The 11,065-nt window shown below is 56.0% G+C and carries 11 protein-coding genes; 8 read left to right on the plus strand and 3 right to left on the minus strand.

The window, feature by feature from the left end:
• Positions 1 to 6: 6 nt before the first annotated feature.
• Genes cbiE through cobM form a run of 3 tightly spaced genes read left to right on the plus strand, consistent with a single transcriptional unit; the run spans position 7 to position 2,373 of the window.
• Positions 7 to 1,227: a precorrin-6y C5,15-methyltransferase (decarboxylating) subunit CbiE gene (cbiE, locus tag KP702_RS11415; RefSeq protein ID WP_202207938.1), complete on the plus strand. Its 1,221-nt coding sequence runs from the start codon at positions 7 to 9 to the stop codon at positions 1,225 to 1,227.
• Complete coding sequence (locus KP702_RS11420; RefSeq protein ID WP_202207937.1) at positions 1,224 to 1,592, plus strand: cobalamin biosynthesis protein; 369 nt, start codon at positions 1,224 to 1,226, stop codon at positions 1,590 to 1,592. Before cbiE ends, KP702_RS11420 begins: the two co-directional genes overlap by 4 nt.
• Positions 1,593 to 1,605: 13 nt before the next feature.
• Complete coding sequence (cobM, locus tag KP702_RS11425; RefSeq protein ID WP_202207936.1) at positions 1,606 to 2,373, plus strand: precorrin-4 C(11)-methyltransferase; 768 nt, start codon at positions 1,606 to 1,608, stop codon at positions 2,371 to 2,373.
• On the opposite strand, the gene KP702_RS11430 is transcribed toward cobM, so the two are convergent.
• Positions 2,337 to 3,425 (minus strand): cobalt-precorrin-5B (C(1))-methyltransferase, encoded by a 1,089-nt coding sequence (locus tag KP702_RS11430; RefSeq protein WP_202208019.1) that lies wholly within the window; start codon positions 3,423 to 3,425, stop codon positions 2,337 to 2,339. The two genes, cobM and KP702_RS11430, sit on opposite strands and share 37 nt — an antisense overlap.
• A gap of 62 nt (positions 3,426 to 3,487) precedes the next feature.
• Between KP702_RS11430 and KP702_RS11435 the strand changes: the two genes are divergently transcribed.
• The 3 genes from KP702_RS11435 to KP702_RS11445 are packed head-to-tail and all read left to right on the plus strand — an operon-like array spanning position 3,488 to position 6,887.
• On the plus strand, positions 3,488 to 4,804 hold the full coding sequence (locus KP702_RS11435; RefSeq protein ID WP_215768972.1) for a cobyrinate a,c-diamide synthase: 1,317 nt from the start codon (positions 3,488 to 3,490) through the stop codon (positions 4,802 to 4,804).
• A 2-nt stretch (positions 4,805 to 4,806) separates the two neighbouring features.
• Entirely contained in the window at positions 4,807 to 5,415 is a 609-nt protein-coding gene (gene cobO, locus KP702_RS11440; protein WP_202207934.1) for a cob(I)yrinic acid a,c-diamide adenosyltransferase, read from the plus strand.
• Positions 5,416 to 5,444: 29 nt separating this feature from the next.
• Positions 5,445 to 6,887 carry a cobyric acid synthase gene (locus KP702_RS11445; protein ID WP_202207933.1) on the plus strand — a complete coding sequence of 481 codons (1,443 nt, stop codon included), beginning with the start codon at positions 5,445 to 5,447 and terminating at the stop codon, positions 6,885 to 6,887.
• 4 nt (positions 6,888 to 6,891) lie between these two features.
• Here the strand turns inward: KP702_RS11445 and cbiB are convergent, their stop codons facing one another.
• Positions 6,892 to 7,884 carry an adenosylcobinamide-phosphate synthase CbiB gene (gene cbiB, locus KP702_RS11450; RefSeq protein WP_202207932.1) on the minus strand — a complete coding sequence of 331 codons (993 nt, stop codon included), beginning with the start codon at positions 7,882 to 7,884 and terminating at the stop codon, positions 6,892 to 6,894.
• Between the two features lie 36 nt (positions 7,885 to 7,920).
• Between cbiB and cobD the strand changes: the two genes are divergently transcribed.
• A complete protein-coding gene (cobD, locus tag KP702_RS11455; protein WP_202207931.1) occupies positions 7,921 to 8,958 on the plus strand; it encodes a threonine-phosphate decarboxylase CobD in 1,038 nt (345 codons plus the stop codon).
• Entirely contained in the window at positions 8,955 to 9,536 is a 582-nt protein-coding gene (locus KP702_RS11460) for a histidine phosphatase family protein (RefSeq protein WP_215768973.1), read from the plus strand. The genes cobD and KP702_RS11460 overlap by 4 nt, the downstream gene beginning before the upstream one ends.
• 331 nt (positions 9,537 to 9,867) lie before the next feature.
• On the opposite strand, the gene KP702_RS11465 is transcribed toward KP702_RS11460, so the two are convergent.
• The gene (locus KP702_RS11465; protein WP_252348682.1) at positions 9,868 to 10,902 is read right to left on the minus strand and encodes a sorbosone dehydrogenase family protein; all 1,035 of its coding nucleotides are present in this window, start codon (positions 10,900 to 10,902) and stop codon (positions 9,868 to 9,870) included.
• Between the last annotated feature and the right edge of the window lie 163 nt (positions 10,903 to 11,065).

The following is an 11,065-nucleotide window of genomic DNA, read 5'->3' on the forward strand; positions in this document are numbered from 1 at the left end:
AGGCCGATGAAGACCCCATGGCTGAGCGTTATCGGAATTGGCGAGGATGGTGTCGAGGGGCTTTCGTCTCTCGCACGTCAGATCGTTCGTCAGTCCGAGTTTGTGATTGGCGGTGAAAGGCATCTTGAACTGGCTGCGAGTTTGATCTCAGGGCAAGCTGAACCTTGGGGTTCACCGTTTTCGAGTGGAGTGCGTCGTGTTCTTGAGCGGCGTGGACAGCCCGTCACCGTCCTCGCATCCGGAGACCCGTTCTGCTTTGGTGTGGGGAGCACGTTGGCACGCCATATTCCGCCAGAGGAAATGCTCTGTGTGCCCGCGCCGTCTTCAATATCCTGGGCCTGCGGACGCCTTGGATGGGCTGAACAGGACGTGCGTGTCGTGTCGCTCTGTGGACGCCCGATTGAGATACTGGTTCCGTACCTTCATCGGACTATGCGGCTGATTGTTTTGTCAGAAGACGGTAGCACGCCGAGAAAAGTCAGTCAGTTTTTGACTGGGCGAGGCTTTGGACCCTCTCGCATTCATGTCATGGAACGGGTAGGCGGCCTCAATGAGCAGTCGCGTGTAATCGTGGCTTCGGACGGGCTCGAAGATGTCGATCCTCTGAACCTTATAGGAATTGAAATCGAGGCGGCTCCAGGGGCGAAGATGGTCCCGCTTTCCAGTGGTTTAGAGGACGGGCTGTTTGAGCATGACGGGCAGATTACCAAGCGTGAAATTCGTGCTGTCACGCTTTCAACATTAGCCCCCCATCCCGGAGAACTCCTTTGGGACATTGGTGGAGGGGCCGGGTCTGTCGCCATTGAGTGGATGCTTCATCACCCTGCCAATCGGGCCATCGTCATTGAGAAAAATCCACTTCGGGCGGCGAGAATAGCGAGAAATGCCCTGAAACTGGGTGTGCCGGGACTAAAGATTGTGGAAGGCATTGCGCCTGATGCTTTGCCTGAACTTGAAAGACCAGACGTCGTGTTCATAGGCGGAGGGCTGACACATGTGGATATTTTCACGCAGGCGAGAGCCGCACTTCCCGTTGGCGGACGTCTTGTTGCCAATGCTGTAACGCTGGAAGGTGAAGCGGTTCTATCCGCTCAATATACGCGCTATGGCGGGACGCTAACGCGGATCGGCGTTGAACGGCTGGATGCTGTCGGTGGGCTGCATGCTTTCCGGCCCGCCATGCGCGTGACGCAATATGCGACAGTGATTTCTGAGGACAGGTTATGATCGTCGCGGGTATCGGCTGTCGACCAAAAGTGGACGAACAATCCCTGCTGGACCTCATCATGCAGGTGACGTCTGGCCGCAGGTTCGATCGGCTTGCTGCTCCGGAGTTTAGAAAAGCGGAGCCAGCTATTCCAGAGCTAGCAAAACGTTTGAATGTTGAGCTTGTGTGGATTGATACGGAAAGCCTGACGGAGCGTCAGGTAGAGTGCGAAACCCATTCTGCAATTGCTTTTGAGAAGACGGGATTCAGCTCTGTGGCGGAGGCTTGCGCACTAGCTGGTGCTGGGCCAAAAAGCCGTTTGATCGTTATGCGGCAGAGTGGAAAAGACGTGACCTGTGCCCTTGCGCAGTCAGTTGAGACATGAGGAAAGAGAACGGATGACGGTTCATTTTATTGGTGCAGGACCGGGCGCCGCTGATCTTCTGACGCTGCGAGGCCGGGATCTTTTGGCCTCATGTAAAGTCTGTCTATATGCGGGGTCTATCGTCCCGGTGGAAATGCTGGAGCACTGCCCGCCAGATGCCCGCAAAGTGAACACGGCGCCGTTATCGCTGGACCAGATCGAGCAGGAATACATCCGGGCACACGCTGAAGGGCAGGACATCGCGCGTCTTCATTCTGGGGATCTGTCTATCTACAGCGCGGTTGCCGAACAGACGCGCCGCCTGGATAGGCTTGGTATTCCCTGGACCATGACGCCGGGAGTGCCCGCATTTGCGGCAGCAGCATCTGTCTTGGGGCGGGAACTTACTGTCCCGGAAGTTGCGCAGACCGTCGTGCTGACCCGCGTCAGTGGCCGAGCGTCTTCCATGCCAGCGCGTGAAACACTCTCAGCCTATGCTGCGACCGGCGCTACACTGGCCATTCATCTGGCAGTGCATGCGCTGGACCATATCGTTACGGAGTTGCTGCCCCATTACGGACCAGAATGCCCTGTGGCGGTGGTGGCACGCGCAAGCTGGCCGGACCAGATGACCATTCGCGCCACGCTTGGAACTCTTCTTGAAAAAGCTGCAGCTAACCCAATGGAGCGCACTGCTCTTGTTTTGGTTGGCCCCGCGCTTGCGGTCGATGAATTTCGGGAGAGCGCACTCTATGATCCGGACTATCAGCGCCGGTTCAGGTCTGGATCATCAGCCGGATGACTGCGTCCTACGCAGTTGCCTTGTCGGTCAAAAACCATAACGTCCAGAGCAATACTGCTGTCTTCCAGAACGCTGCTGGCGAACTGGTACGCCGCCTGTGCGATGTGATTGCCCAGCGGAATATTCTGCCCGGCAGCCAGAAGAAACGCCTCTGCGACCGTAGGGGAAACTGCAATAGCATCGGCCAATTCCGCGCTCGCGCCTGCCTGCGTTGCCAAGGCCCCCAGAGCCGACATATCTGCGGCCCCTCGCTTGGAATGCAGATCCATCCGGCCCTGAGCCAGCTTGGTCATCTTGGCGATGCCTCCGCCGATTGTAAGGCGAGGGACCGGGTGTCGACGAATATATTTCAGGACGCCACCTGCAAAGTCACCCATTTCGATCAGCGCTGTTTCAGGCAACCCGTAGAGCGCCTGAACAGCGCGTTCGGAAACATCTCCTGTGGTCGCGGCCAGATGTGGCAGGCTCAGCGCCCGCGCGACGTCGATCCCGCGATGAATGCTGTCAATCCAGGCAGAGCAGGAAAAAGGCACGACAATTCCCGTTGTGCCCAGAATGGACAACCCTCCGACAATGCCCAGCCGACTATTCAGGGTTTTTCTTGCCAGTGTAACGCCATTTTCAACGCTGATTGTGACCTCAGCGGAGGCACCCTGAAGAGCTACACGGATCATCTGACGGGGGACGGGATTAATGGCCGGTTCACCGGGTGGAAGGGAGAGACCGGGGCGCGTAATTGTTCCAACACCATCGCCCGCGCGAAAAATAATATCTTGCCCCTTAGGCAATTGGCGCACATCTGCGCGGATAAGGGCGCCGTGCGTGACATCGGGGTCGTCACCGGCATCCTTGACGACCGCTGCCCAGGCGCCCGTTTTGTTCATCCCATGAGCAGCCAGTGCAAACGCCGCCTGTTTGCCTCCCGGCAGCGTGATGGACACGGGATCAGGAAATGTTCCAGTCTGGAGCGCTATCCATGCAGCTTTGGCCGCCGCGGTCGCGCAGCTTCCGGTCGTCCAGCCATATCGCAGAGGGGAGCCTTGGGCAGTCATCGAAGACAGGATACGATATTTCATGCTGAAAGCGAGACATGCCATCGGAAAGGATCGCTGATATGACCCGCGCGATCATGATTGCCGCGCCTCGCTCGGGGGGAGGTAAAACGACGGCCACGCTTGGTATTCTGTCAGCTCTGAGGGCCAGAAATATCGAAATTCAGGCCGCAAAGACAGGCCCGGATTATATTGATCCAGCGTTTCATGAGGTTGTAACCGGGCGTTCCAGCTTGAACCTCGATAGCTGGGTGATGATGCCTGAGCTTCTCGAAAGCATGTTGGCGCGTGCGGCTGAAGGTGCGGATCTTTTGGTCGTTGAATCTGCTATGGGGCTGTTCGACGGCTTGCTGGGACCCGCAGACGCGCGCGGTGCACCGTCCGATATTGCGGCTCGGTTTGGTATTCCGGTTATTCTTGTGCTGGATGTATCAGGGCAGGGTCAGTCTGCCGCGGCCATTGCTCACGGTTTCGCCACGCTCGATCCCGCTCTGCATGTTGCTGGTGTCATCCTCAACCAGGTTGCGTCCGCACGGCATCTGGCTATGGCCCGTGAGGCCATTCTGGCCGCAGGTATCCCCGTCCTGGGTGCATACATGCGGGACACCACTCTGAAACTTCCGGAGCGACATCTTGGCCTTGTGCAGGCACGGGAACAGGACACACTGAAAGATCTTCTTGCTAGCCTGCGGGAGAGGACGGAAGGTTCGCTTGACCTCGATGCCATCATGGCCGCGGCAGCACCTCTCGATATTGAGGATCATGGCTGTGTTGCCATAAGCCCTCCGGGACAAAGGATCGCGGTTGCGGATGACGCTGCATTTTCGTTCCTTTATGGGCATGTGGCGCAGAGTTGGAAAAATGCAGGAGCCGAACTTGTTCCGTTCTCTCCGCTGGCAGATCAAGGGCCTGCTGAAGACTGTGATGTCTGCTGGCTTCCCGGAGGATATCCGGAATTACATGCTGAACAACTGGCGGCATCCCGTCACTTTCAATCCCGTCTGGTGAAGTTCTCGGAGACACGACCAGTCCACGGAGAATGCGGAGGCTTCATGGCTCTGGGAGAGTTTCTGGAAGATGCAAACGGTGTGACGCATAAGATGGTGGGCCTTCTGGGGCACGGAACCAGTTTTGCGAAGCGTAAAATGAATCTGGGATATCGTGAGGCGATACTGGCAACAGACTGCGCGCTGGGGTCAAAAGGCAGTATCTTTCGGGGACATGAATTTCATTATGCCCGCGTGATCCAAGCCGGAACGGACGAGCCTCTCGCAACCTTGAGAGACGGCTACGGCAATGATCTTGGGATGGCTGGAGGTTGTCGTGGGCTGGTGTCCGGATCATTTTTTCACGTGATGGCACGTAGAGACAGGAAGTGAGCATGAACACCAACGATGATGCGGCCCGGCACCGGGAGAAAATGCAGAAACGCAAAGACGTGCAGGACAAGGAAGTCGCGTCAAAGACTGTCGAAAAGGGCGTTCTGGCGGTTAATACAGGCCCGGGGAAAGGTAAGTCTACCGCAGCCTTCGGCCTTGCGCTGCGTGCATTGGGCCATGGAAAGCGGGTTGTTGTCGTGCAGTTTATCAAGGGCGCCTGGGTGACAGGAGAGCGCGCTGCGTTGGAACGCTTTGACGATCTGGTAGAGTGGCACACGATGGGCGAGGGGTTCACCTGGGAAACGCAGGATCGCTCAAAGGATATTGCTGCCTGCGCCCGGGCGTGGGAGGTGGCGCAAGCGGCTCTGAAACGCGACGATGTCGCTCTTGTGGTTCTCGATGAACTGAATATCGCCCTGCGATACGATTATTTGCCCCTGGAGCAGGTTCTGGAAGACCTGAAAACGCGTCCTGGAATGCAGCATGTCGTCATAACTGGGCGTAATGCTAAACCAGCCCTTGTGGACGCTGCGGATCTGGTGACGGAAATGACGCTGGTAAAACATCATTTCAGTGCAGGTGTGAAAGCTCAGGCCGGGTTCGAATTCTGATGACGCAGCGGAAGGGGCCCAGGGCTCTCATGTTTCAGGGAACGGGCTCCAGCGTTGGGAAATCTGTGCTTGTTGCAGGGATTGCACGAGCCCTGACACGACGTGGCCTTACAGTGCGTCCGTTCAAGCCTCAGAACATGTCAAACAACGCCGCCGTGACCCGAGACGGAGGCGAAATTGGCCGCGCCCAGGCTCTTCAGGCTCGTGCCTGCGGGGTTCCGCCCACCGTGGACATGAATCCTGTGCTGTTGAAGCCACAGAGCGAGACAGGATCCCAGCTTGTGGTTCGAGGAAAAGTGCGAGGAACCGTGCGGGCCCGTGCTTATCAGGACGTTAAAACAATGCTTATGCCAGACGTGTTGTCCGCGTTTCGCACTTTGGCGGCAGAAGCTGATATCGTTTTGATTGAAGGGGCCGGATCGGCTTCAGAGGTCAATCTGCGGACAAACGACATTGCCAATATGGGTTTTGCCGAAGCCGCCGATGTGGACGTCGTGCTCATTGGTGATATCGACCGGGGGGGCGTGATTGCCAGCCTTGTGGGAACAAAAATGGTGCTGTCAGGGCAGGATGCAGGGCGGATCAAAGGGTTTATCGTAAACAAAATGCGTGGAGACGCTTCGCTTTTTACCGATGGCATGACCACTATTTCACGCCAGACGGGGTGGGAAAAGCTTGGTCTCGTCACACACTGTGCGCATGTTGGTGACCTTCCCGCTGAAGACGCATCTGATCTTGTGAACGAAACGCCAGTAGGCGACGGCTTACGGGTTGTCGTGCCGCAGCTACCCACGATCGCCAATTTCGATGATTTAGACCCCTTGCGATCTGATCCGGGCGTCACTCTGGAGATCGTGGCACCTGGTCGGCCCCTTCCAGTTTGTGACCTTGTGATCATACCAGGCTCGAAGGCAACTATTTCTGATCTGGCGTTTTTCAAAAAACAGGGATGGGACATTGACCTGAAGGCGCATACCCGCCGTGGCGGTCGTGTTCTTGGCATTTGCGGTGGATATCAAATGCTTGGAAAATCCATTGAGGACAAGGATGGGATCGAAGGCCCCCCGGGTCTCGTCGAGGGCTTGGGCTTGCTGGACGGGCAGACGGTTCTGACAAATGATAAGCGTTTGACAGAAGTGAGTGGATTACTGGTGCCGGAAGGGACCCCGCTCACTGGCTATGAAATTCATGTCGGGCGAACTGCTGGTCCTGATACTCAGAGGCCATTTGCAACGGTAGACGGTGAGCCTGAAGGTGCCGTTTCGCCTGACGGCCGTGTTTGGGGAACTTATCTACATGGGGTTCTGTCTGGTGGAAACGCGCGGAAAGCTCTTCTTTCACGCGTAGGGTGCGCCGGGCCTGACCTTCAGGATCATGATGAGCGGGTTGAGGCTGCGCTGGATGCCTGGGCGCACCATCTTGAAGCCTGCATTGATCTGGATGCGCTTCTTGCATTGGCCCGACCTGTCTGATCGTTCAAAGCCAGAACAGAAGGGTGAGCAGGCCCAGCACTGCTCCCTGAATGAAGCAGGCCCGACGGTAGAGGGTGAGAGCTCGCCAGAGGTCGTCAGCGGTTGCCGTGGCACGGCCGTCGCCCATCCATGAATCTTCGACCAGAATGCCGTTATAAACTCTGGGGCCAGCAAGCTTAAGGCCCAACGCACCTGCCATGGCGGCTTCCGGCCAACCGGCGTTTGGGGAGCGATGGTGGCCTGCATCTCGCCGAACTGCTCGAAATGCCTCAGTCGAGTTAGTACCGCGCATCGTGAGTGCTGCCAAAACCAGCCATAGAGCGGATAGACGGGAGGCGGGAAGGTTCACCAGATCATCCAACTTCGCAGAAGCCCACCCAAAGGCTTTGTGTCGAAGCGTGAGGTGACCGATCATGCTGTCTGCTGTGTTGATTGATTTGTAAGCGGTTGCGCCTGACAGGCCACAGAGGGCAGTCCAGAAAAGCGGCGCAACAACGCCATCGGAAAAATTCTCAGCCAGACTTTCAATAGCCGCGCGTACTACGCCCGCTTCGTCAAGTTGCTCAGGATCACGGCCAACAATCATGGAAACCGCTTTTCTGCCACCTGCCAGTCCCGCTGTCTGCAGGCCAGTGTGGACCGCTTGGACATGCTCCCACAGGGAACGTTGGGCAATCAGAGTGCTGGCCATAATTCCTTCCATCCCCCAGACAAGCAGAGGGGAAAACAGAAGGTGTATGCACTGAAGGGCCATGCAGACAACTAGGAGCGGAAAGCCAACGAGGATCGTCAGGCAGACTATTCCCCATAACCGTTGCCGGACAGCGCTATCCTGCGAGCGGTTGAGCGAACGATCCAGTCGCGCAATAAGGGCACCAATCCACATGACTGGATGGCCAATCTTGCGAAAAATCCAGTTCGGATAACCGAAAGCGGCTTCAATCGCACAGGCCAGACAGGCAACGGACAGTGTGTGGGACAGGAGGGAGAAAGTCATGGGCCTGTGTGTTTCATCCGGATGGCTTGATCTAGCATGATGCGATCGGTGCTGAAAAACATGCCGGTGCATGGGGGGCAGGTGCGGCAGGTGATGGCGCGCTTCCCGCAGGCCCCGAGGCCTTTCATAGACCTTTCCACGGGCATTAGTCCGTACGAATACCCTCTTTCTCCCGTAGAAATGTCCATGCTCACCCGGCTACCGGAAACAGCAGATGAGGCGGCGCTCCTAAAAGCAGCAGCGGCAGCTTACGGTGTGCCGACTGAAGACATGATTGTAGCGGGGCCGGGCACACAGTTGCTTATCGCCTTGTTGCCCTTGGTGCTGAAGGCAGAAAACGTCTTCATTTTCGGACCCACCTATTCTGGCCACGAACAGGCATGGAGAAACGCAGGGGTCAACGTGTCGATCGTGACGGATATTCAGGCTTTCAAAGCTGCCGCAGGGCAAGCGGGGGCTGTGTGCGTAGTCTGTAATCCGAATAATCCAGACGGTCGATGTCTGCCTGTCGAGACGCTTCTGGAACTCTCAAAGCGCTGTGCAGCCTCCGGTGGACGGTTAATCGTAGATGAGGCGTATGCGGATTTCGAGCACGAAAGTGCCGCTGCATCTTTCCCGCAAACCGGCCTTATGGTTTTGCGCTCTTTTGGGAAAACCTACGGATTGCCGGGCGTACGGCTTGGTTTCCTGATTGCGTCCAACGGAACGGCAGATCAAATGCGGAAGCTGATAGGGGATTGGGCGGTCAGCGCCCTGGCTCTGTCCGCAGGACGTCAGGCCCTGTCGGATAAGGACTGGCTGGGTAGAACGAAAGCCCGGTTGGAGCAGGACGCACAACGTCTTGCAAAAATCTTAAAACGGGCGGGTCTGACCATCAAAGGAAACACGCTTCTGTTCTGTCTGGTCAGTTCGGATGAGGCGGCTTCTCTATGGGCATTCCTCTGTGGATGCGGCATCGTAACCCGTGCTTTCCCGGAGCGCCCAACGGAACTGAGATTTGGTCTGCCGCGGGATAGTGCTGGTTGGGATCGTCTAGAACGCGCGCTTCAGGAATGGTCAAAGCACGTAAAATGAAGCTGTTCTGTTTTGCTCTCCCCCCATACCCGTCTGTGAAGCGGAGCGTTTTCCCCGAGAGCGGTGAACAACGTAACACAGAGTGCCTGGAAGGGAGTTTTTGGCCAAAGTCCCTGCCCATCCTGACAGGGTGCAACTCTGATGCAGCATGGCTTGAGGCTCATTCCGAGTGTCCTGTTACCGTGGATGAACGGCTTAGGGGCCATAACTATGGTGATTGGTGCGGACAGAGCCTTAAAACCCTATCGCCAGAAAGTCTGGCACAATGGATGATGGACCCCGATTTTTCACCGCCGGCTGGTGAGAGCCGTACCAGAATGTATGCCCGTCTTGCCGGGTGGCTATCAGACATCAGGGAGGTGCAAAATCCCGTAATTTTGGGAGTGGACGCTGAGGTCGTGCGAGCCCTGACTTTGCTGGCAATGGGCCTGAATGCAGAAGCGGTAGAGAAGCTGGATATTCTTCCGCAGAGTTGGAGCGTCCTGTCTTTTTACAGGACGTGGCGGGTCCAGGCCGTGTCCGTTCCGAACAATAGAATAACGTTTAAAGTTATTTTCGGCTCAGAAAACGATCGTTAATCCAAGCGGCTGCGCCGACGGCAACAAGAATGGGCCCGAGAATAAAAAGTACAGCCACAAGGGCCACCAGAATAATAATACCAAAAGACATTTTATTTTTCTCCTTATTCAGAACGGGAACTGTTACGTTCTGAATCACGTTTGCCATAGTTCCTGCGCATATTCGCCAAGTTTATGCTTCACGATAACCTCTGAAAAGGGGAATGATATGCGTTATTTTCTCATTATTCTACTGGGGGCTGTCGTCACCCGTTTCTGGCTGCGGATAGCCTCTGTTCAAACCGTCCGGCGGGTCGCTGCACCCGTGCCGGCTCTTCCAACTCTATGATATTTATTTTTGTACGGCAGAGGCATAAGTCAGCCTGTAGAGCGAGCCGGAAAAATCGTCGCTAACGAGAATGCTGCCGTCAGGCATTGGTTGAACATCTGCCGGGCGGCCAAAAGTCCGTCCGTTCCGCCGAAAACCCCAGATTAAGGGCTCTGGTTGCTGTGGATGGTCTGCATTATCAAATTTTACTGTAACGACCTGATATCCTGATGGAACGCTCCGGTTCCACGACCCATGTTCTGCAATCAGCAATGCACCATTCAAGGAACGTGACGCGGCAGGACCTTCGTAAAATCGTAGACCTAATGCTGCGACATGGGCTCCTAGCTTCAGGACCGGCGGAGTAAACTCACTGCAGGAGTGGTCTGTTCCGTAATGGGGATCGGGGACATCTCCTTGGTGGCAATACGGATAGCCGAAAGACTGTTGGGGCCGTGTAAGGGTGTTCAATTCGTCAGAAGGGACGTCATCGCCCATCATATCGCGGCCGTTATCCGTAAACCACAGGTCCTTTCCTGTTTTTCGCCATGCTAGACCAACTGAGTTGCGAATGCCGTAAGCCACGTCCTGCCTGTTGGTGCCGTCGGGCTTTATGCTGATGATTTTTCCAAAATCATGCCCAACATCGCAGACGTTGCAGGGCGCCCCGATGGTTACGTACAGCCTTCCATCTGGCCCGAAAGCGATAAACTTCCAAAAATGGTCACCGTCTCTGAAGGGCAAATGATCTGTGATGACTTCCGGTTTTGGGGGATCATCCAGATGAGCCTCGATATCCCTTAAAACCAGAAGTCTTTCTGGTTCAGCGATGTAGAGATTTCCGTCGTGAAATGCGACGCCTGAAGGCGTCTCGAGGGCACTGGCGACAGTTCGGACCTGAACCGGTTTTCCGGGATTTCCAACACTGGAGACGGCATAGACCTTTCCGGGCCCCATGGAGCCAAGGAAAACAGTTCCCCTGTCTCCAAGGGCGATTTCCCGCGCGCCACGGACATCCGCGGATACGATCTCTAGATGGAAGCCCGGAGCGACAGACAAATGTTTCGTGGAGGGAGCACCCCATGCTGGCAGAAAAACGCATGAACCTATTATTGAGACGAGCAGAAGCTTCCGGAGCATGACGCACCTATTAATGGGGCAGTTCTTGAAGAACAGCGCCGTTCATAGCAAACGGATGAGGGGAACAGAGGTTTTTAGCTAA

Source organism: Gluconobacter sp. P5B12, assembly GCF_018812035.1.
Taxonomy (GTDB): Bacteria; Pseudomonadota; Alphaproteobacteria; order Acetobacterales; family Acetobacteraceae; genus Gluconobacter.